The organism is Streptomyces sp. NBC_00310 (assembly GCF_036208085.1).
Lineage (GTDB): Bacteria > Actinomycetota > Actinomycetes > Streptomycetales > Streptomycetaceae > Streptomyces.
Window position 1 is genome coordinate 9,630,101 of record NZ_CP130714.1, and the last position, 21,472, is coordinate 9,651,572.

Below are 21,472 nucleotides of genomic sequence, written 5' to 3' on the forward strand. Positions count from 1 at the left end.
GTGGCGGCGCCGGCCACCGAGAGGCCCGAGGGGTGAGATGAGGGTGCCATCAGCCGGCCGCCACGAGCAGGACGACGTCGAGCAGGGCGATGGCCACCGCGGCCCGGAAGGGAGCACGACCGCGGGCGACCAGTGAGAGCAGTGCGAGGACGGTCACCAGCGCGACAACCGCCCACGCCCACACCGGGGGCGTTCCCGCGGGGCCGAGCACGGCGAGCAGCGAGGCGGCGGGCAGCAGCACGGCGGCAAGCACGCGCGAGCGGCGTTCGCCGATCCGGTGCGGGAGGCCGCGGACGCCGGTCCGTTCGTCGTCGGCGAGGTCGGGCAGCGTGTTGAGCAGGTGTGCCCCGACACCGAGCGTGGCGCCGGCGCAGGTCATCCACCAGGGTGCCCAGCCCTGGGCGGGGCCGGCGAGGGTGACGACCGAGGGCAGCGTCCCGAAGGCGCAGGCGTACGGCGCCCAGGACCACGCGGTCGCCTTGAGCCCGAGGTTGTAGGCGTGGCCCGCACCGGTGGCAAGGGTGGCGTTGACCAGCGCGCTGCGCCAGCCGGCGAGCGCCGAGAGCACGAGGCAGGCGACCGCGGCCACGACCAGGGCCCGCACTACGAGGCTGACCGGGAGGACCCCGATGGCCAACGGCTTGTCGGTGCGGCCGACGACGCGGTCACGACGGAGGTCCAGCAGGTCGTTGCCCCAGCCGATCGTCAGCTGGCCGGTGAACACCGCCGCCGTGACGGCGACGGCGTCGAACGGGAGCAGGCCGGCGCGGAGGGCGAGCAGGCCCGTGACGGCGGTGACCGCGAGGGTGGGCCCGCCGTGGGCGGTGGCGAGCAGCGCGGGCAGGGGCGGCGGTCCGGGGCGCGCCGGGACCGCGCGGGTGGTCACGGGCATCGCCCCACCTCGACCGGCCTACGACGGGTCGTGGCGCCGAGCGCACAGGGCGCGCCGAGCGCCGTGCGCGGGCGCGGCACGGGCGTTCTGCCGTACGCGGCGTCCCTCAGGCGTCGTACGACCGTGGAGCCGGTACTCCCCGTCGCACCTGTGACCACGATGGACATGCAGGATCGCTGCCACGTTGCCCGCCTGCTCACACGAGGCACTCCGGCATCCGGAGGAACGCCGGTGCGCAGCAGATCGGAACGCGCACGGAGCGGGGACGCCTCGGGCGCATGGGAAGGCAGCCATGACAATTCAGTACACGGGCCCCTCGGCGCCTTGGCCACATCTAGCGTTAACTCCGTCAACGAATGCATGCATTGATAGGGGGGTGGGCCCTGTGTACGGTTGCCCGTATGACGGACACGCCCGCCCCCATGGCCACCCCGCTGGTCACCGGCTCCGAGATCGCCAGGCTCGCGGGCGTCACCCGCGCCGCCGTCTCGAACTGGCGGCGCCGTTACGACGACTTCCCCACGCCGACCGGCGGGGGTGCCAACAGTCCGCTGTTCGACCTGGCTGAGGTGCAGGCCTGGCTGGACAGGCAGCGCAAGGGGCAGGAAGTCTCCGTGGAGGTGCAGCTGTGGCAGGCGCTGCGCGGCGTGTACGGCGACGACATGCTGGGCGGGCTCGTGGATGTGGCCCGTCTCCTCACCGAGGGAGAGGCACCTGAGGAGCTTCCGGCGGAAGTCGCCCGGCTGGCGCGGGATCTGGCCGAGAGCGGTGGCGCGGCAGACGTGGTGAGCGTCCTCGCTGAGCGCTTCACCGACTCCGTGCGCCGGGCCGGATCGGACCAGGTCACCTCACCGCGCGTCATCCGGGCCGTACGCCACTTCGCCGGTGAGGTGGCACCTGACGCGACCCTCTTCGACCCGGCCTGCGGCATCGGCTCCCTCCTGCTCGCCGTCGGTCCGGAGCGAGGCCCTGGGCGCCACGGGCAGGAGTCCGATGCCCGCCGGGCCAAGTTCGCGCAGCTGAGGGCCGACCTCACCGGGCGAATCGGTGTCGGCATCGTCACGGGGGACTCCCTGCGGGACGACCAGTGGACGGACCTCAAGGCCGACCTGGTCGTCTGTGATCCGCCCGTCGGCGAACCCGACTGGGGGCGTGAGGATCTGTTGCTCGACTCGCGCTGGGAGTTCGGCACCCCGTCTCGTGCCGAAGGCGAACTCGCCTGGCTGCAGCACGCCTATGCGCACACCGCGCCCGGCGGTCGTGTCCTCATGGTCCTGCCCGCCTCGGTCGCCTACCGCAAGGCCGGCCGCCGTATCCGCGCCGAGCTCGTACGACGGGGCATCCTCACCCAGGTCACCGCCCTTCCGTCCGGCACGGCGGCCTCGCACGCGCTTCCGGTCCACCTGTGGCAGCTGCGTCGCCCGCGGACCCCGGGGGATGCCGTCACCAGTGTCCGCATGGTCGATCTGACGGCGGGCGATCCGGACGGCTCACTGGAACCGGACCCCGAGCAGATGGCGGAAGTCCCCCTGATCGATCTGCTGGACGATGCCGTGGACCTCACGCCCGGCCGTCATGTCGAGGATTCCCATCGCGACTACGCGGTCGAATATCAGACCTTGCGACGGGAGTTGACGGAGCAGGTGAGGCTGTTGGCGGAGTTGCTGCCCGCGTTGGTCGCGGGCGACGGCCCCAGCTCTCTGGACGGACCTACCGTCGGCGTCGCCGACCTCGCGCGTGCCGGGCTCGTCGAGTACGGCGATCCGGAACCGGTCTCGATCAGCGACCAGCTCGACACCGACTACCTCCAGGGCTTCCTGCGCAGCGCGGCCAACACCCGGCGCTCCACGAGCGCCAGCGGCACCTTCCGCCTCGACGGCAAGGGCGCCCGCATCCCGCAGATGGACATCACCGAGCAACGGCGGTACGGGGCAGCCTTCCGCGCGCTTCAGGAGTTCGAGGAGCGAGCGCGGAGAGTGGTGGAGCTGAGCCGGGACGCGGCGACCCTGGCCAGGGACGGGCTCGGCAACGGCGCGCTCGCTCCCGACAGCTGACGGGGAGCGTCACCCTGCCGGTGTCACCTCGCGGGCGAACGGCACCGCGCTCGCCGTCACTCCCAGGACACTGACGCAGCGGAACTCCAGCCCTTCTTGGCATGCATGGGAAGAGGTCATCGCTGCCGGGTGCCACCGCGCCGCGCAGGGCACGCCACCGCGCGGGGTGCGGATCCTGCGCCTCGTCGACCACGACGTGGTCGTGCGTGGGTGCCGACCCGGCCAACGGGAACGTCTGCATCGCCTCGCGTACGCCTGCCGTGCCGGGCTTCTCCAGGACGCTGGACGCCTGGCGGGACGAACGGCTCGGCGCGGATGTCGCACAGCAGGCGCGGGAACGCCATGAACGGGGCGAGACCACCTGGCACGGCATGCTCGGCACGGTCCCCGTCCGGTACCGCGTCGTCACCTCCCGGGAGGAGCGGGCCGCCGCGCCGGCCTACTCCGGGAAGCCGTCGACGTCCGTCGTCCGGGTCAGGACCGGCGCGGCGACCCACAGCCTGCTGACCACCGGTGCCGCCCAGCGGACGGCGAGCGCCGCCGCCGAGAAGGGAAACGAAGCGGACCGGACGGGTGGCCGCAGTGTCGCTCTGGTCCTCGCCGACCGGACGACGGTGGAGGCGCGGCTCGCCGCCCAGTACCCGAAGCTGCACAAGACCCGTCCGACGAGGTTCAAGGGCACCGGCTACTGGCAAGGGGTCTCCGACGGGCGGGGCGCGGACATCGGTGGTCCGGCCTTCGACGAGGAGGCCGAGGCTGCCCGGCTCATCCACTGAGCTCACGGGTGGACGGATGTGGGACGTCGGTGTGGGCCGGGGAGATCCCGGCCCACACCGTCTCGCCGACTGGTCCGGGCCCGGTCCGGGCCTGGACTCGTATGGGCTGGGGGGCGGACTGTCGGCCGGGGTGCGGCGGTCGCTGTGGGTGTGGACGCCTCAGGTCATGGTGTTGGTCAGATGCGGGCCCATGTAGCCGACGTAGATTCCGTGATCGGTACAGGCGCCGTCGTAGTAGTGCAGGCGTGGCGCGATGGTGTTGCCTCCGCCGATCCGCAGGTGGGCACCCATGAACAGCCTGCCGTCCGGATGCACGTGGCGGGGTACGGGGAAGGTGCGTGCCCGGCTCCAGTCGCCGTTCGCCTTCACGGACTTCGACTCGTCCCTGACGACCTTGCGGGGCGAGATGACGTGCGCTCCGTCGGGCGCGTCCGCACACCACTGCTTGAAGTCGCTGTTCGCCTTGCCGCTCGCGACGGCTTCCGCGAAGTCCTGGAGTGCCAGCAGGGCGTCCCAGGCCATCCGGACCCAGGACGAGCCGTAGGCCTGGTCGTCGAGTTCCAGGGTGTACTTGCGTCGGCCGCTGAAGTGGACGCGTCGCATGTCGCCGATCCGGTCCAGGATCTCGGCGAAGGACGTGGGCGCGTTCACGGAGGGGTCCACCATCGCGTAGGCCTGCTCGGCGGCGCCCAGCTTCAGGAGTTCTCGCTGCAGTTCCCGTATCTGCGCCTTGGCCCGGTGGAGTTCCTTGTACTGCTCGTCGTAGTCGACGACGACCTGGGCCTCGTTGCTCTCCGCCTGACGCAGTTCCCGCTTGAGGTCACGGATCTCGTCGGCTCTGACGCGCTGTTCGCGTGCCGCCTCCTCCAGGATCTCGTGCAGGGCGTCGTTCTCGTCGCGCAGTCGTTCCTGTTCGGAGCCGCCGACCCCGTCCCTGGCCCGTGTGCGCATGAGCGGCACGGAATCCAGGGCGTCGGGCAGCGGCAGTCGGGTGGCGAGTCCCTGGGGGAGCTGGTTCAGGATGCGGGCGGCCAGTCGGGGGTTCTCAATGATCAGCCGTTTCGACATCACACGGTGCCGCTGGCCGTCGGCGGGCCAGGCCGGGTCGACGCCGGGCAGGTAGGTGCGGATCCCCCCGTTGTACACGCGGTGGTGTTCCAACGCCCGGTTGAAGACCGACTCGGCTCCCGGGGTGAGCACGTAGAGGATCGCCAACCCGACCAGGGGACGGACGAGAGGGTCGACCGTTCCCTCGAGCCAGGCGTCGAAGTCGACGTCGTTCGGTGTGCTCGCCATGACGACGGGAAGGCGTCGGTCGGCGTCGCACAGTTCGTCTATGACCGCCTCGACATCATCCGCCTCGACGACTTGGGGCATGGCCGTCACGTCCGCCAGGCCGTCGTGTGCGTCGAGCGCCTCCAGCAGGTGTTTCGCGAGCCGGGGTGTCTTGGCGGGCACGGGGGCCGCCTCGGCGTCGTCGGGGAGGTGCTCGACGTCGAGCTGGACCCAGGTCGGCCTGTCGGAGATCTGCCGCGTCACGACGGTGGTCTGCCAGGTGCCGCCGGGCGCGGTCTCCCGCAGCCGCCATCGTCCGTAGGCGCCGGTGACACCGGTGACCGAGTCGTGGTCGAGGGTGACTCCGCGGGCTATCTCGTTGCGGCCCTCGGCGAAGGCGTCGACGTTGTAGCGCTTGGGTGGTTGGGCGAGCCAGTGGCGCAGCTGCTCGTCGACGAGTGCACCGGTCCGTACGTAATCGGTCCGGCTGGTGACCACCATGCGGTAGCGGCGGGTGTCCATCGTGCTGTTCCTCACGTGTACGGGGAAGGGCGGCGTGGTTCAGGCGGTGGCGGTGGCGGTGGCGGCGGCCAGGACGCGGAGCAGTTCACTCACGTCCTGGTGCCAGGCCCGTACCTCGGCGGGGGTCGGAGGCAGGTCGTACGTGTGGTGGTGACAGGCGGCGCTGAGGCCGGACCAGACGGTGTACCACTGGCGTGCGACGGAGGGGGTGACGTACCACTGCAGGCAGAGCATGCGGGTGCGGCCGGTGCTGCGGGTCATGCGAGGGCTGACCGACCGCCAGAAGGCGTCGAGGGTCTCGTCGAGGGCCAGCCGGAGCAGGGTGGCCGCGGCGCGCGCCCGGACGCCGGGGGAGAGTGCGGTGTCGTCCGAGGGATTGAGCAACTGGTCTGCTGACGCCAGGAGTTCGTTCGTGGGGAGAACGCGGGTGGAGCGCGGGGGAGTGGTCACCGGGCCAGCACCTCCTTGGCGAGGCGCTGCGTACGGTCGACCAGGGCCACGCGGTCACCGACGGGCGTGGTCGGCGCCTGGTGCGCTGCCTGGTTCAGCCCCTGGATCAACTCCCTGGCCCACGGGCCGTGGTCACGGGCGACGGCGTCCAGCACCTCGCGCCCCTCCTTGCCCCGCATGCCCATCGCGAGGGCCGCGAGGCCGGTGAGAGGTCCCGGCCGGGTGACCCGCTCCTGGATGTCGCGCTGCCCCATGCCGGCCTCGCGCAGGGCACGCCGCGCGGTGTCCTGGTAGGCGGCCTCCAGCGCCAGACGGCACATCGAGGGGAGCACCCGGTCGGCGACCTCCGGCGGCAGGTGCGGATCGAGGGCGACGGCCCGTGCCTCCGCCAGGGCCTGGCTCACCGGGTCGCTGACGGAGGAGACGCGGACGACCGAGTCGGTCTGCCGGGACACCCGCATGACCGTCGCCCGCAGACCGAGGCGCTGGATGGCCTCTTCGAGCCGGGTGTCGTGGGTGAAGACGACGACCTGCCGGTGCCGCGCGTACAGGTCGAGAACCTTGGCGAGGCCGTCGACCTTCTCCGGGTCCATGGACTGCACCGGGTCGTCGATGACCAGGAAACCGAAGGGACTGTCCTGGTGGGTGGCCCGCGGGATGAACAGGGAGAGGGCGAGTGAGTGCAGTTCGCCCTGGCTCATGACGCCGAATGCGGGCGCGTCGGCATCGTCCACGGAGACGGGAAGACTGACCTGCCGCTGCGGACCGACACCGGTGAGTCCGATCGCACCCAGCGAGACGCTGCTGCGCTCGCACAACAGTCGCCAGATCTGCCCGGACTGGTCGGCGAACGGCTGGAACCGGGCGTCCCGCAACTCGTCGGTGAGCGCTCGCACCCAGTCACGTACGGCCTTGACCTGCTTGCGGGCGGGCTTCGCCGCCTGCGCGGCCTCCGCCTGGCCCAACCACCCGGACAGGCGTACGGCCACGGGCTGCCAGCGTCCGTCCTGCGCTGTGACGCGTCGGCGGGCGTCCTCACGGACCTGATCACAGGCATCACCGAGGACCGCCTCGGCACGTTCCGCACGGTCGGCCAGCTCACGCGGGTCACGTACCGTGCGGCAGGCGACCAGATCCCGCCAGAGCGCGGCGAGGGAGGGCTCGTCGGCCTGGAGCCGGGCGGGGGCCGGACGCATCAGGTCGTGCGCCTCCCGCACCGCGTTCACGAGTTCGCGGTGTGCCGCCTCGGCCTCGGCGGCCTCCGTCTGGAGCCTTTCGACCTGCGCGCGCGTCCGTTCCGCCCAGGAGCGGTCCAAGAGATCCGTGCTGCCGCATACGGGGCAGTCGGAGACTTCGGGATGGCGGCGGTGCTGCTCCAGCGCGGCGTCGAGCAGTGTGATCAACTGCCGGGCGTCCTCGGCGGACCCGTGGCGTGCGTCGTCCGCCGCGGCGGACGCCGAGCGCAGCCGGGTCACGGCCTTCGCGATCAACGGCCGGTCCGGGCGCTCCAGATCGGCCAGCCGGCGCAGCCGTGCGAGGTGCGCCGCGTCGGCGGCGCCGTGGCCCTGCAACAGGGCCCGGACGGCGTCCAGGTCGGGGGTCCTGCCGGAGAGAACCGTGATCGCCTCCTCGGCGCGCGGGTCGTCCACCTCCGACAACTCCCGGATCACCGTGGCTGTGAGGGCCTTGGCGGCGTTCTCGGTGTCGGTCAGGGTCTTGGCCCGAGCCCGCGCCGCGGCGTCGGTGTCGCTGAGCAGTTCGAGGCCGAGAATCCGGGAGATCTCGTCGTGCAAGGTGGTCAGCGGCCCGTTGATCACCGCACCGAGCTGGGTGTACGGGAGGAACGGCCGGTACAGCGACAGTTGCTCGGCGTCGATCACCTCGTGCACGGCTTCGCCGGTGGCCTGTCCGGCTTCCTCCACGACGGTGCGGGACTCCTCGAGCCCTTCGCCGTACCAGATCCGGCGTACGGTCACGGGCTCCTTGGCGCCCTCACCGTCACTGCCGGCGTCGAAGCAGAGCTCCACCGCGACCTCGGGGGCGGAGTGCTCGTGGAGGTTGCGCCAGCCCTTCTTCCATACCTGAGTGCGCCCCTGCCAGCGGAAGTTGTCGCCCGTCAAGGCCATCTCCGCGGCCTCGGCGAAGCTCGACTTGCCGGAGCCGTTGCGGCCCGCCACCAGCGTCAGACCGGGGCCGGGATTCAGCCGGACAGTGGCGGCGGGCCCGATACCGCGCCAGCCGGAGGCCGTGATGGACCGCATGTACACGGCCCCGGAACGGCCACCGCTCCGGGGCCGGGCCGCAGGCAGCAGATCGCGCAGCAGCGCCTGCTCCTCGACGGAGAGCCCTGATCCGGGCAACCGGGCGAGGAGCAGGTCACGGAGGCTGGTGTCGCTCATGGCTCGGATTCCTTGGGTGCTCAGGATGGCTGCGGCGGGCGTGCCCAAGGCGACGCGAGGGGACGATGAGCCGTTGTCAAGCCGAGCATGACGGAAGCGTGTTAGCGTCGTCAACAGACTTCAATGAATTCACGAGGCTAGATTTTGTGTACACATGTTCTAGTGTCCCGCCCGGCACGGAAATGTGTTCGGCCAGCGGATCCGCGGGGCGCCGCGGGTGGGTCGGGGCCTGCGGAAAGGTGTCGGTGGCGCCGTGCGGAGCGCGCGAGGTCGGGGCTGGCGGTCAGGGTGAGCGCCGCCTTCGGCGCGCTTCCCGGGTCCGCCGTGCGCTGGGCCCTGAACGGCGACGACGGCTGCACCAGCCGCCGCAAGCGTCCGCTGCGCACCCTGAATGCGGCGGTGTCCGGTTATCGCCGTTCCGCGTTAAATGCCTGGACTGAGGACTTCCCCGGACGGGACACTTCCGACTTCCGAACCTCCGGGAGTGTGATGGGGACAACAGATACGCAAGGGCCGACGCCGGGCAGGAGCGCGGTCGTTCTGGCACTGCGCCGCTACGGCCGGGAACTACTGCGACTACGACGGCTGGCCCTGCCCGCACTGCTGCTGCCGGCCGTGGGCAACATCGGCATCCGCTACGTCGCCCCCCTCCTGATCGCCAAACTGGCAGGCCAGGCCGCCGACGACGGCGGTCTCACCCTCAGCTCGGCGCTGCCGTACGTGCTGGGCTTCGGCGTCACGCTGCTGCTCGCCGAGGCCGTGTGGCGGGTCGGGCAGCACTGCCTGAACCGCGTGGACGCCCTCGGCATGGAACACCTGTACGTGAGTGGCATGGACGAACTCCTCGCCAAGGACGCGGCGTTCTTCCACGACAACTTCGCCGGCTCCCTGACCAAACGGGTGCTGAGCTTCGGCAAGCGCTTCGAGGACTTCGTCGACACCGTGACGTACCGGATCGTGGGCAGCCTCGTCCCCCTGGTGTTCGGTGCCGTGGTGCTGTGGAGCTACGAACCGATGCTCGTCGCCGGCCTTCTCGTGATGATCGCGCTGACCGTCGTGGCCGCCACGCCTCTGATCCGTCGCCGGCAGCGGCTCGTCAACGCCCGTGAGGCGGCGATCGCCCGGGTCTCCGGCCACGTCGCCGACAGCCTCACGAACATGGAGACCATCCGGGCGTTCGCGGCCGAGGGGCGGGAGGCCGACGAACACCGCAGCCGTGTCGCGGATTCCCGGCGCCTGACGCTGAGGTCGTGGGACTACGGCAACCTGCGCGTCGACACCCTGATCGCCCCCCTGTCCGTGCTGACCAACGTGCTGGGTCTGTTGGTCGCCATCGCCTTCGGTGGCCCGGGCCAGGGAGTGGAGGAGGTCGTCGTCGCTTTCACCTACTACTCCAACGCGACCCAGATCATGTTCGAGTTCAACCAGATCTACCGGCGTCTGGAAAGCTCGATGACCGAGGCCGCGCAGTTCACGGAGCTGCTGCTGGATCCGCCCACCGTGCTCGACCCGACGGAGCCCGAACCGCTCGCACCGCGGGACACCGGCATCCGCTTCGAGGCGGTGACCTTCGCCCACGCGGGCGCGAAGCCGATCTTCCAGGGACTCGACCTGGACGTGCCCGCGGGCGCGCGGATCGGTCTGGTCGGCAGGTCCGGCGGCGGCAAGACCACACTCACCCGGCTCCTGCTGCGGATGTCGGACATCGACGACGGACGCATCCTGATCGGCGGTCAGGACATCAGCCGGCTGCGCCAGACCGACCTGCGCTCACTGATCGCCTACGTCCCGCAGGAACCCGCCATGTTCCACCGCAGCCTGCGGGACAACATCGCCTTCGCCCGGCCCGGCGCCACCGACGAGGAGATCCACGCCGCGGCCGCGGCCGCGCACGTCACGGAGTTCGCCCACCAACTCCCCGACGGCTTCGGCACTCTGGTGGGGGAGCGGGGAGTGAAACTCTCGGGCGGCCAGCGCCAGCGCGTCGCCCTCGCCAGGGCCATCCTGCGCGACGCCCCGATCCTGCTGCTCGACGAGGCCACCAGCGCGCTGGACTCGGAGAGCGAGCTCCTCGTCCAGGACGCCCTGTGGCGGTTGATGGACGGGCGTACGGCCCTCGTGGTCGCCCACCGTCTGAGCACCGTCGCCGGCATGGACCGCCTCGTCGTCCTCGACCACGGAACCGTCGTCGAACAGGGCACCCACGAGGAACTGCTCACGGCGAACGGCGCCTACGCCAAGCTGTGGCAGCACCAGTCGGGCGGCTTCCTCGGCGAGAGCGCCGAGTCGGCCCTCGGACGCCCGCTCCCGGAAGCCGGTCCCAGCGGGCTGCCCGGACCGACCGACCCGGCGCCGGACGGGGACCGCAGGACGTCGTCGCATGTGCGTACGAGCACCGGGTCCGCATGATCGAGTCGGTTTCCGGACATCCTCGACCGCGGGCGGCGTCACGCTGATACGTCCGTCGGATGCGGCAAACCGCGAAGCGTCGGGGGACACGACCGCTGTTTCCCGGACCGGCTGACGCGGTCCGGGAACGGACGGGAGGAAGACCCATCCCTCCCAGTCGATCGGTAGGTCAGGGATCAGGCCGGGGCCCGGTCGGGCGTCACGCCCTCGTACCTTCGGTCATCGACGCATGCGACGTGGGTCGAGAAGCCGTCCCTGCTGGGCGAGGTGAACCAATCCGGTCACAGCCCAGTCCCGCGGCTGAGCTCCTCCCGACGGCGCCGCTCCTGCTCGCCACGGTGAGCCGGCAGATCCCGGTTGATCTGCCGGCTCTTCGCGTACTGCTCGACGAACGTCTCGTTCGATGTCGTCGATGCCTTGTCGTCGATGCCTTGCGCATGCCGCCTGTCGAGGGCGGGCCGGAGATCCTGGTGTCGCAGCGGCCCAACGGCCCGTCAGCAGGTCGTGGTCACGCCGACCGTCGTCCCCGCACCCGCTCCTCGGCTACGCGTAGAGCTGGATCACATCGGCCTGATTGTCGGCGGCCACCTGCGCCTCGTACGTCCCACCCGGGCCGCCGAAGATCCACTCCAGTTGGCCGCCGCCGCCCGAGGTGACCCAGTTCTTGCCGACCATCCAGGCGCCGCCGGTCTGCGCGTTGTAGTAGGAGCTGACCCGGTCCTGCCAACTGGAGCCGTCGGACAGCGTGTAGTTGGACAGGGTGTAGGAGCCGTAGTAGTAGAAGTCCAGGCGGTAGCCGGTCGCGTCGCGGTACTGCCACACACAGGCATAGCCGGTCCGGCAGTCGCCCGTGCCGGCGGCCCCCGCACGGGCGGACGGTACGACCGACATCTCCACGCCCGGCTCCAACCGCACCCGATCCTTCCCCACCCGCTCCGCACCCTCGTTGTGCCGCAGCAGGCCCTCGATCTGCCGCTCCAGCCGCGTGTCCGCCGTCCGGGCCGACGAGGCGGCCTCCGCCGGCGCGGCGGACGACGGGGTGGCCAGAGCCGTCGTGAGCACGGATGCGGCGACCAGTCCGAGTGCGAGGGAAGTAGGGCGCGTTCTCAGCGGATTCAGCAGCTTCAGCGGATTCATGCGTCTCTCCCGTTGGTGTGTGGCCGGAACCGTTGCTCCTGCGACCACCCCAGGATCAGCGGCGTCGCTCGGCCCGCGCCACGCGTTTCGAGCACGGCCGAATACCGCTGGTCACCCCGCACATCGGCAGGTGTTCGCCGTTGGTCGGTGACCGAGTGCGGGACGGCACCGCCGATCCCACCCACACATCCGGAAGACACCCCTCCCACTCAGGGTCGAAGAAGCCCTTCACTTCATCCCACAGCAGTTCAGACACCAGGCAATGCTGACCGCGGCCCGAACACACAGCACCCGGATTTCCTTGACCCAAACGCATCGGGGGCCCCGCAGAACTGGATTCGCATCGCCGATGTGGACCTGGACCACTATGAGGTTGTCTCACGTGGCAAGTTTCGCGAACTTCTTGTAGCAGGTCAGGGCGGCGGCCATGGCCAGGCCTCGGCTCTGCCAGTCGTTGCGGACCACGTACGGATCTTGAGACCACGAGCAGCCCATGGCAGGCTCATGCCGCATGATCGATGAATTCGCGAAAGTCAACCTGCACGGGAGACTGCGGCGGGACCGCAAGGCGCTGCTCTGGAAACTCGACGGCTTGTCCGAATACGACGCACGCCGACCTTTGACAGCGACCGGGACCAACCTCCTCGGCCTGGTCAAACACGTGGCCACCGTCGAGGCCAGGTACTTCGGCGAGGTCTTCGACCGCCCTTCCCCGGAACGGCTGCCCCGGTGGCAGGACTACAACGGCAGCGATCTGTGGGCGACCGAGGACGAGACCCAAGATCAGATCATCGGGTTCTATCGGCGCACGTGGGAACACTCGGACGCGACGATCAACGAGCTTCCCCTCGACGCCCCCGGCCACGTGCCGTGGTGGCCGGAGCCTTATCCCAACATGAACCTGTTCGCCATCATGGTCCATGTCCTCGGCGAGTCCATCCGGCATGCCGGGCACGCCGATATCCTGCGCGAGGGCCTCGACGGCCGGACCGGGGTGCGCGCCGAAAACGAGAAGCAGATCGACGAGGAAGCCCGTGCAGCCTACTGCGCGAAGATCGAGCAGGCCGCCAGGTCGGCCGCACCAATCAAGGCCTAGAGGCCTCTAAGCACCTCTAAGCAGGGAAAAGCAATGACTACTCAATTCACGTGCTGTGACTGAGTACTTCAGTGGGCCGTTGAGCTGATCAGGCGGCCGCGTCTGCCGTCGTCTGGCGGAACCGTCCCTTCCTCGTGCGCGATCCGTAACAGACGTACGAGGCATACGCGCCCAGGGCGATTCCTGCTGCAGACTCTGCTCGCAATCGAGAGTCGAGCGCGGACGCGTTCGGCCGACCACGGGGGAAACGATGAATGCTGCCGTCCGCAAGAACCACCAGAGCCCCAGGGGCTGGAAGTCCTACGTCCTCGGGACCGCGGCGGTCGCCGCGCTGCTCGCGTCCACGGCGTGCGAGCCCGGCTCGGCCGGGGGCTCGGATGACGCCAAGGGTTCGGACCAGCCCAGCGCGACGAGTTCGGCGAAGCCGGGGGAGACGGCTTCGCCGAAGCCGGGCGGCGGTTCGAGCGCGACCGGCGGAAGCGACGACGACGGCGGCGGGAACGGCGACAGCGGCACCATCGCCGCCTGCACCGCGGACGAACTCGGGGTCTCCGCCACGCTGGAGCAGGCGGACAGCGAGGACGCGAGGCACGTCCTCATCACCGTCCAGAACGCCGGCGACAAGAAGTGCAACGTCTACCACTATCCCTACATAGAGATCGGTGATGCCCAGGCCCCGGCCCCGGTGATCGAGGACAGCCGCGGCCCGGACCCGGTGGAGCCCACGACCATCGCTCCGGGTGAGGAGGCGCACGCCGCCCTGCTCGTCGCCGGCGGCGCCAGGGATGACTACGAGGCGAAGAGCATCACCCTCACGCTCCAGGGCGGCAAGCTCGGCAGCAAGGCGGGCGAGCCGATCGACGTTCCCATGCCCGTCGACACGTTGTACGCGGACGACGGTCAACTTGTCACCTACTGGACGACGGCTTCCGGCGTTGCCCTGGACTTCATCATGTCGAAGTGACGGACCTTGATCGGGACCACGTCCTCGGCCACGTGCGTGCCCTCATGGGGAACTCGCCCTCATGGGGAAGGGAAGAGGACCGGAGTGCTCGTGACGCGGCTGACCGGCCGACGTGAGGCCCGGTGCGCCACGATGCCAGGTGCCCCGCCCGGTGAACCGGTAAAGCCGTGCGGGGCACCTGGCCGGTGAGGGACCGCGGTCAGGCCCAGGGGCTGACCGCCTTGAAGGAACTGTCGGCGCGGAAGGTGGCGGTGTCCTGGAAGGGGTCGACGCGCAGTTCGAAGTTGTAGTGGCGGAGGTAGCGGCCGGGGTAGTTGTAGGACTCCAGGCTGACCGAGCCGGTGGCCGAGCCCGGCCGGGCGCAGTAGGTGGCGTCCTTGTTGAAGACCGCCGTGCCGTTGTTCGCGTCGAAGCGGATCCGGTAGTCCTTGTGGCGCAGGTAGCGGCCGGTCGAGTCACGGAACGAGTAGCAGGTGGAGTCGGCCAGGCCGGGGACGACGGTGAAGGTGGCGCTCTGCTTGACCGCCGTGGTGCTGGAGGAGGTCACCGGGTCGAGGTAGCCGAGGCTGTCGGAGCGGACGGCGGCGTAGCGGCCGGTGAAGTTGACCGACTGGAGCGAGCGGGTGGTGTTCGTCGGCAGAGTGGGGAGCGGGGCGATGCTGCTCAGGGTGGGCACGACCTTCTTCAGCAGGCCGTCGGCGTCGAACTCCAGCTTGTCGATGGTGGTTTCGCGGTGGGTGCCGTCGCCGCCGGGGATGGCGAAGCGGTGGTAGACGATGTACCAGTCGTCGGTGTTCGGGACGTGGACCACCGAGTGGTGGCCGGGGCCCTTGATGCCGAGGGCGAGGTCCTTCTCCAGGATCACGCCTCGCTTGGTCCAGGGGCCGGTGGGCGAGGAGCCGGTGGCGTAGGCGACGCGGTAGTTCTCGTCCCGTGTGTCGTTCTCCGACCACATGAAGTAGTAGGTGCCGTTGCGCTTGATGACGAAGGTGCCCTCGTTGTAGCCGCTCGGGGTGATGTCGGTGACCTTGGAGGCGTCGAAGGAGACCATGTCGTCGTTCAGCGGCACGACGTACGCCCTGCCGTTGCCCCAGTAGAGGTACGTCTTGCCGTCGTCGTCGGTGAAGACCGCCGGGTCGATCATCTGGCCGGTGAAGGCGCCGCGGGCGATCAGCGGCTTGCCCAGGGGGTCCGTGAAGGGGCCGGTGGGAGAGTCGGAGACCGCGACGCCGATGTTCGTGTCGGCGGAGTAGTAGAAGTAGTACTTCCCGTTCCTCTCGGCCGCCGTCGGGGCCCAGGCCCGGGCGTCGGCCCAGCTGACGTCGGGTCCGAGGTCCAGGATGACGCCGTGGTCCGTCCAGTGGACCAGGTCCTTGGAGGAGTACGCCTTGAACTTCGTGCCGCTCCAGCCCGCGAAGCCGTCGGTGGTCGGGTACATGTAGAAGGTGTCGCCGAACCGGACGATGTTCGGGTCGGCGGTGAGCCCCGGAAGCACCGGGCTCCTCATCTCCAGCGCCTCCACCGTCCAGGTGCGCTTCTCGCCGTCCGGGCCGGTCACCTCGTACGTCACGGGCCGGGTGAAGTCGCGTGGGGTGCCGGAGGCGGGACTGATGGCCGCGCCCTGGGCGATGGTGAACTGCGGGGCGAGCGTGGTGAGGTCGGTGCCCTCGGTCAGGGGGAGGGTGACCTTGCTGTTCGCGTCGTCGACGATGGCGTCGATCTTCAGCTTGGGGTGGGTGGCCGCGCCGATGCCCGTGGTGTTCCCGCTGAGATCGAGAACCTCGCCGGGTGCCAGTGCGCGGTCGTAGACCCGGAAGTCGCGGATCTTGCCCTTGAAGAGCTTGTCACTGGTGTAGACCGACTTGCCGATGTAGTTGGCCGTGGTGATGCCGGACCCGATGGAACCGGGGGTGAGGGTGACCGAGGTGTTACGGGCCCTTTCCACGCCGTCCTCGTAGAGGACTCCCGTGTTGCCGGTCTGGGTGTAGGTGACGTGCTTCCAGACCGAGCGCTGCAGCGCGGCGGAGGTCCGGGTGTTCTGTTCGGTGGACGAGTTCCCGGAGGCGATGGCGGCCCGGAACGAGTTGCCGGTGGTGAACAGGTACCCGTTGCCGGTGCCGCTGCTCGCGGTGTTGCCGAAGCCGTAGAGGAAGTAGGGCGTGGCCTGGGTGGCGTCGATCTGCACGTCCATCGAGACGGTGATCGCGTTCATGCCGCTCATGATGTTGTCCGGCACCTTGACGTAGGTGCTGGACCCGTTGAACGTGAGCCCCTCACCGTTGCCCGACCAGCCCGCGGTGCCGTTGACGGTGCCGTTCCGGCCGTGGCCGGAGGAGTCCACCGCCACGGTGCCCGAGGAGGCGTCGAGTTTGTACCAGAGAGCCAGGCCGTCGGTGATCTCCGCCGCCTGGACGGGGGCCGCCGGGCCGACGACGCCGACCATGAACGAGGCGGCGGCCACGACGGCCAGAGCGCCCTGCCGGTATCTCCGGCGGCACTGAAGTCTCACGCTGTGCATGGTTCACATCCCTGAAGAAGACATGCCTGAGGAGGGGGACGCGACGCCTCGGCCGAGGTGCCGCGTGCCGCCCGAATGACATCTGGTGTCGCGTTGCGCTCGCGGGTGGGATGCCGACGCCTTCCTCGCTTGAGGGCGGGCGGCAGCCGGGGCGTCGCCCGAGGGCGCCGGCATCCCCGTCAGGTCAGCTCGTCAGACGGAAGGTCGCGTCGCTGCGTCCCGTCGCGGTGGTGATCGTTTCGAGCTTCAGTTCGTACGCGTAGTGCCGGATGTACCGGTCGGGGTAGTTGTACGACTGGAACGAGGACCAGGCCGAGTCGGCGAGCCCGGCCACCTGACGGAACGTGGCGTCCGCGGCGAACTGGGTGGTGCCGTCATTGTGGACCAGCTGGAAATCGAATCCGGCGTGCCGCAGGTAGTAGCCGGGGAAGTTGACCGACTCGAAGGAGACGGTGCCGGACCCGGCCAGGCCCGGTCGCGGCCGGAACTTGGCGTCGTCGTTGGTGATGTTCTGGTCGATGCGCACGTCGAAGTTGGCGTGCCGCACGTAGCGGTCCTGGAAGTTGAAGGACTGCAGCCGCTTGGCCGGGGTGTTGGCCCAGCGGGCCTGGATCCGGGCGTCCTCGGCGGCCGTCAGGTTCAGGATCGAGCCGTGGCGCTTCTTGGTACCGCCCAGGGAGTAGGTTCCGGACGTCGGGAGCTTGTAGGTGCCGGTGGCGGACGGGTTGGTCGTCGTGACCGGCATGTATCCCTTTCCGGCCGCGTACTGGTCGAGGTAGAGGGTCCATTCGTTGCGGTCCCGGAACTTCATCCACATCGGGCCCTCGACCTGGGAGCCGGTCAGGCCGATGCCGGAGAGGTTGCCGAGGTTGGTCCAGGTGCCGAGGATCGAGTTGCTGCCCTCGAGGGTGATCTGGCCGTCGCCGGAGGCCCGTACGTAGCGGTAGTCGCCGACGCCGGAAGGGACCTCGACGATCTGGGTGTCGATGATTTCCTGGGTGCCGGGGCGGTCGATGTAGAGCTGCGGCGTGGTGATCGTGCGGAAGTCCGTGGTGCGGGCGTAGTAGATGCGGTGCTTCGTCGCGCCGTTGAGGGGCTTGTTCGTCGCCCAGTACAGGACGTAGTCGTTGCTGGCCGGATCCCAGATCGCTTCCGGCGCCCAGGCGTTGCGCCCGTCGGGGATCGCGCCGGCGACGTTGAGCAGCCACGGCGCCGACCAGGTGACCAGGTCACTCGACTCCCACACCACAAGGCTGCGGCTGCCGTCGTTGATGGACGAACTCCACGTCTGGCCGCAGTCGATGCACAGGTCGGTCGCGATGATCCAGTACTTGCTGCCGTCGGGTGAGCGCACCAGCGCGGGGTCGCGCACCCCGCGGGTGCCCACGGTGGAACGCAGGGTCATGCCGCCGCCGTTGAGATCGGTCCAGTTCAGTCCGTCCGCGCTGTACGAGAAGTACATCTGCTGACCGGTCGCCCCCTCCCCGATGAAGTGCGTCATCAGGTAGCCCGGGTCGGCGGCGGCGGCCCGCTGAGGTGTGGTCACGGCTTGGGCTGTGAAGAGCAGGCAGGCGGCGACGAATACCGCCGCCAGCCGGGAGAGAACCGCGGGCATATGCGTTCCTGTCTTTCTGGAGTGCCATGATCAGGTGCAAGTGAGGCCGAGGGTGAGGCCCGGCCTCCGAACCGTTGAGGCAGGACCGGTTCCCGCGCGACGTGGGACGCCGCGTCATGCCAGGTCAGCGGCCGAAGAGCCGCGGTTTCCGCGTGCACATGGCAGCTGTCGGAGACCCCGCGGCGGCGGGCCGGGTGACGAAGGCAGCGGAGAGGGCCGACAGAGCCGGCTCGGGAGTGCGCCGGAGGCGAGTGCGCGACACGGGCTGTCCCCTTTGACGGCCATGGTTCGAAAAATCGAACATTGTTCGCAAGTTCGAGCAGAAGATAGATGTCGGCCAGGAGCACGTCAATGGAACTGGCCAGTTCGATCCCGGACGAGATCGGCATCAAGGAGCACGCCGAGGCCCTTCGGCGGGCGCGAACGATCCTGTGCAGGCGGTCCAACTCCCCTGCCTCTGTGCGAAGACCGCAGCCATGCAGCCACTGGTCCCCGAGGACCCCTCGCACATCGGCCCGTACCGTCTCATCGCCCGTCTGGGCTTGGGTGGGATGGGGCGGGTCTACCTGGCCCGCTCGCAAGGGGGCCGTACGGTCGCGGTGAAGCCGGTGCACGCCGAGTCCGCGCTGCACCCGGCGTTCCGGCGGCGTTTCGCCCGCGAGGTGGCCGCCGCGCGGAGGGTCGGCGGTGAGTGGACCGCGCCCGTGCTGGACGCCGACACCGAGGTCGAGCACCCATGGGTGGCCACCGGTTACGTGCCCGGGCCGCCGCTCGACAAGGTGGTGGACGGGGACTTCGGCCCGCTGCCGCCGGCCTCGGTGCACGTCCTGGCACACCGTCTGACACTCGCGCTGCAGGCGATCCACGAGGAGGGCCTGGTCCACCGGGACCTCAAGCCGGCGAACATCCTGCTGACCGTCGACGGCCCCCGCGTCATCGGCTTCGGCCTCGCCCGCGGCTACACACGGCCTGCCTCGGCGGCAGCCTCACCGAGCCCGGAACGGTGCTCGGCACCCCGGCGTTCATGTCGCCCGAGCAGGTGCGCGGCGAGACGGTGACCAGAGCGAGCGACCTCTTCTCCCTCGGGTCCGTCCTCACGTACGCGGCGACCGGACGGCTCGCATTTCGTGGTACACGCGGCCATGGCGTGCGGTGTTCCGCCGACAGAGGTATGACTGAGGAGTCCGGCGGAAGGGGCAGGAGTGGATCTTGCGCTGCCGCCGGAAGGAGCCCCGGTATGCCTGAGCGAGAGACCCGGACTGGGAACGGCCGGCAGGACCGCATCACTGCTGCGCCTGGTGGGCTGCTGGACGTGCTGCGGGTGGCGGCCCTGGTCCTGGGCAGCGACGGCCGGATCGCGCTGTGGAGCCCCGAAGCCGAGTCGTTGCTCGGGTTCTCCGCCGCGGAAGCGCTGGGCCAGGACGCGGGCGCACTGCTCGTGGCCCCGGAGAACCGGGCACGGGCTCACGAGCTGTTCGATCGCGTGCGCACGGGTGCGCGCTGGGCGGGGGTCTTTCCGGTGCGGCACAAGGACGGCTCCACGCGCCGGGTGGAGTTCCGCACCATGCCACTGCGCGATGCCCGTGGCGACATCCACGCCCTCGGTCTGGGCACCGACGCCGAGACCGTACGGAACGTGGAGCGGGACCTGGCCCTGTCCCACATCCTGGTCAGCCAGTCGCCGGTGGGCATCGCGGTCTTCGACACCGACCTGCGGTGGGTGCGTGTCAATGCGTCACTGGAACGCATCAACGGCGTCCCCGAGGAGGCCGTGCTGGGCCGCCGCGTCGGTGAGGTGCTGCCGGCCCTCGACGTGGAGGCCATCGAGTCGCGGATGCGGCGGGTCCTCCGGACCGGTGAGCCGCTACTGGATCAGCAGACGGTCGGCCGAACGGCCGCCGACAGCGAGGATCACGCGTACTCGGAGTCGTACCACCGGATCGAGGACGCGAACGGGCGTGTGCTGGGCCTGGCGATTTCGGTACTCGACGTCTCCGAGCGGCAGCGGGCGGCGGCCGAGGTCGCGAAAGCGCGGGAGCGTCTGGCGGTGATAGCCGACGCCGGCGTCCGCATCGGTACCACGCTCGACCTGAGCCAGACGGCACATGAGCTCGCGGACGTGGCTGTTCCGGAGCTTGCCGACCTCGCGGCCGTCGACGTACTCGACTCGGTGGCCAACCCCGGAGGCACGGCCCCGGTGCGGGCGGACGACTCCCTCGGCTTTCAGGCGCTCGCCCTCAAAACAAGCCGTCCCACCGATGCGATCAAGGCCGCGGAGCCAGTGGACGCGTCCGCCCTGTACAGCTCCTTCCGGATGATCACCCAGTGTGTACGAGAGGCACGGCCGATCCTGCTGGAACACGTGACCGGCACGGAGATACGGCGTATCGCCGGGGACGACTCCGCCGCCGAGACGCTGCGGCGCGCAGGCGTCCACTCCTATCTGGCCGCTCCCCTCATGGCCCGCGGCGAGGTGCTGGGCACGCTCAGCCTGTGCCGCACGGTGAACCCCCGGCCGTTCGACGACCAGGACCTCACCCTTGCCACCGAACTGGCCGCGCGCGCCGCCATCTGCATCGACAACGCGCGGCTGTACGGACGCGAACGCAACACCGCACTCACTCTCCAGCGCAGCCTGCTGCCCCAGGACCCACCGCACTACGGCGACATCGAGATCGCCTCCCGCTATCTGCCCGCGATCAGCGAGGTCGGCGGGGACTGGTTCGATGTGCTTCCCCTCAAGGACGGCAAGGTCGGCCTCGTCGTCGGCGACGTGATGGGCAAGGGCGTGCACGCCGCGGCGATCATGGGCCAGCTCCGCACCGCCACCCGCGCCCTCGCCCGGCTCGACCTGCCTCCGGCCGAGCTGCTGCACCACCTCGACGACCTCACCGCCTCCCTCGGCGACTCCGACATGCTGGCCACCTGTATCTACGTCGTCTGCGACCCGAGGCACGGCCGATGCGAAGTCTCCCGCGCGGGCCACCTGCCACCGGTACTGGTGGAACCGGACGGGAAAGCCGCGTTCCTCGACATCGCCGGCGGGGTGCCGCTCGGGGTGGGCGGCGTGCCGTTCACCGTCGAGGAGCGCGAACTCGGCGAAGGCGCACTGCTCGCACTGTTCACGGACGGCCTGGTGGAAAGCCACGCAATGCCCGTCGACGCAGGGCTGCAGAACCTGCTACGCCTGCTGGACGGCACCCGCCTCCCCCTGGAAGAGACCTGCGACATGCTGCTCGGCGCCCTGAACCGCGAGCCGGAGGACGACGTGGCGCTGCTCCTCGCCCGGCGCAGGAGTTGACACCCTTCAGGGACAGGTTCCACTCGGCGGTGGTCGGCCCGCGGAACGGGATCGGAGGTCGGCC

At 69.9% G+C, this 21,472-nt stretch carries 15 protein-coding genes and 1 pseudogene; 7 read left to right on the forward strand and 9 right to left on the reverse strand.

From position 1 onward, the window contains the following. Positions 1 to 49: 49 nt before the first annotated feature. Entirely contained in the window at positions 50 to 892 is an 843-nt protein-coding gene (locus OG202_RS42010) for a UbiA family prenyltransferase (protein ID WP_328224463.1), read from the reverse strand. A gap of 401 nt (positions 893 to 1,293) precedes the next feature. Here OG202_RS42010 and OG202_RS42015 point away from each other — a divergent pair, with 401 nt between their 5' ends. After that, positions 1,294 to 2,946, forward strand: a complete 1,653-nt coding sequence (locus OG202_RS42015) for an N-6 DNA methylase (RefSeq protein WP_327726720.1) — start codon at positions 1,294 to 1,296, stop codon at positions 2,944 to 2,946. Between the two features lie 206 nt (positions 2,947 to 3,152). Next, a complete protein-coding gene (locus OG202_RS42020) occupies positions 3,153 to 3,722 on the forward strand; it encodes a hypothetical protein (RefSeq protein WP_327726719.1) in 570 nt (189 codons plus the stop codon). 159 nt (positions 3,723 to 3,881) lie between these two features. Here OG202_RS42020 and OG202_RS42025 read toward each other — a convergent pair whose 3' ends face one another. Genes OG202_RS42025 through OG202_RS42035 form a run of 3 tightly spaced genes read right to left on the reverse strand, consistent with a single transcriptional unit; the run spans position 3,882 to position 8,368 of the window. Next, positions 3,882 to 5,519 carry a hypothetical protein gene (locus OG202_RS42025; RefSeq protein ID WP_327726718.1) on the reverse strand — a complete coding sequence of 546 codons (1,638 nt, stop codon included), beginning with the start codon at positions 5,517 to 5,519 and terminating at the stop codon, positions 3,882 to 3,884. Positions 5,520 to 5,558: 39 nt separating this feature from the next. Then, positions 5,559 to 5,969, reverse strand: coding sequence for a hypothetical protein (locus OG202_RS42030; RefSeq protein WP_327726717.1), 411 nt, complete (start codon positions 5,967 to 5,969; stop codon positions 5,559 to 5,561). Beyond that, on the reverse strand, positions 5,966 to 8,368 hold the full coding sequence (locus OG202_RS42035; protein WP_327726716.1) for an AAA family ATPase: 2,403 nt from the start codon (positions 8,366 to 8,368) through the stop codon (positions 5,966 to 5,968). Before OG202_RS42035 ends, OG202_RS42030 begins: the two co-directional genes overlap by 4 nt. A gap of 489 nt (positions 8,369 to 8,857) precedes the next feature. On the opposite strand from OG202_RS42035, the gene OG202_RS42040 reads away from it, so the two are divergent. After that, positions 8,858 to 10,777 carry an ABC transporter ATP-binding protein gene (locus OG202_RS42040; protein ID WP_327726715.1) on the forward strand — a complete coding sequence of 640 codons (1,920 nt, stop codon included), beginning with the start codon at positions 8,858 to 8,860 and terminating at the stop codon, positions 10,775 to 10,777. 543 nt (positions 10,778 to 11,320) lie between these two features. Here OG202_RS42040 and OG202_RS42045 read toward each other — a convergent pair. The 3 genes from OG202_RS42045 to OG202_RS42055 all read right to left on the reverse strand — a co-directional run bounded on the left by OG202_RS42045 (position 11,321) and on the right by OG202_RS42055 (position 12,427). Continuing rightward, a complete protein-coding gene (locus tag OG202_RS42045) occupies positions 11,321 to 11,914 on the reverse strand; it encodes a peptidase inhibitor family I36 protein (protein ID WP_327726714.1) in 594 nt (197 codons plus the stop codon). 55 nt (positions 11,915 to 11,969) lie between these two features. Beyond that, a complete protein-coding gene (locus OG202_RS42050) occupies positions 11,970 to 12,170 on the reverse strand; it encodes a hypothetical protein (protein ID WP_327726713.1) in 201 nt (66 codons plus the stop codon). A 122-nt stretch (positions 12,171 to 12,292) separates the two neighbouring features. Beyond that, positions 12,293 to 12,427, reverse strand: a complete 135-nt coding sequence (locus tag OG202_RS42055; RefSeq protein WP_326574450.1) for a hypothetical protein — start codon at positions 12,425 to 12,427, stop codon at positions 12,293 to 12,295. Here OG202_RS42055 and OG202_RS42060 point away from each other — a divergent pair. Both OG202_RS42060 and OG202_RS42065 read left to right on the forward strand, forming a co-directional pair. Next, on the forward strand, positions 12,426 to 13,010 hold the full coding sequence (locus OG202_RS42060) for a DinB family protein (protein ID WP_327726712.1): 585 nt from the start codon (positions 12,426 to 12,428) through the stop codon (positions 13,008 to 13,010). The two genes, OG202_RS42055 and OG202_RS42060, sit on opposite strands and share 2 nt — an antisense overlap. A 250-nt stretch (positions 13,011 to 13,260) precedes the next feature. Beyond that, positions 13,261 to 13,974: a DUF4232 domain-containing protein gene (locus tag OG202_RS42065; RefSeq protein ID WP_327726711.1), complete on the forward strand. Its 714-nt coding sequence runs from the start codon at positions 13,261 to 13,263 to the stop codon at positions 13,972 to 13,974. 199 nt (positions 13,975 to 14,173) lie between these two features. Here the strand turns inward: OG202_RS42065 and OG202_RS42075 are convergent, their stop codons facing one another. Together OG202_RS42075 and OG202_RS42080 are read right to left on the reverse strand one after the other, a co-directional pair. Beyond that, positions 14,174 to 16,483 carry a family 43 glycosylhydrolase gene (locus OG202_RS42075; RefSeq protein ID WP_405895783.1) on the reverse strand — a complete coding sequence of 770 codons (2,310 nt, stop codon included), beginning with the start codon at positions 16,481 to 16,483 and terminating at the stop codon, positions 14,174 to 14,176. Positions 16,484 to 16,676: 193 nt separating this feature from the next. Beyond that, entirely contained in the window at positions 16,677 to 18,107 is a 1,431-nt protein-coding gene (locus tag OG202_RS42080) for a glycoside hydrolase family 43 protein (RefSeq protein WP_327726710.1), read from the reverse strand. Between the two features lie 476 nt (positions 18,108 to 18,583). Here OG202_RS42080 and OG202_RS42085 point away from each other — a divergent pair. Further along, positions 18,584 to 19,242, forward strand: a pseudogene (locus OG202_RS42085) (serine/threonine-protein kinase); the annotation flags it as partial. A 102-nt stretch (positions 19,243 to 19,344) separates the two neighbouring features. After that, positions 19,345 to 21,408 carry a SpoIIE family protein phosphatase gene (locus OG202_RS42090; RefSeq protein ID WP_328224464.1) on the forward strand — a complete coding sequence of 688 codons (2,064 nt, stop codon included), beginning with the start codon at positions 19,345 to 19,347 and terminating at the stop codon, positions 21,406 to 21,408. Positions 21,409 to 21,472 lie beyond the last annotated feature (64 nt).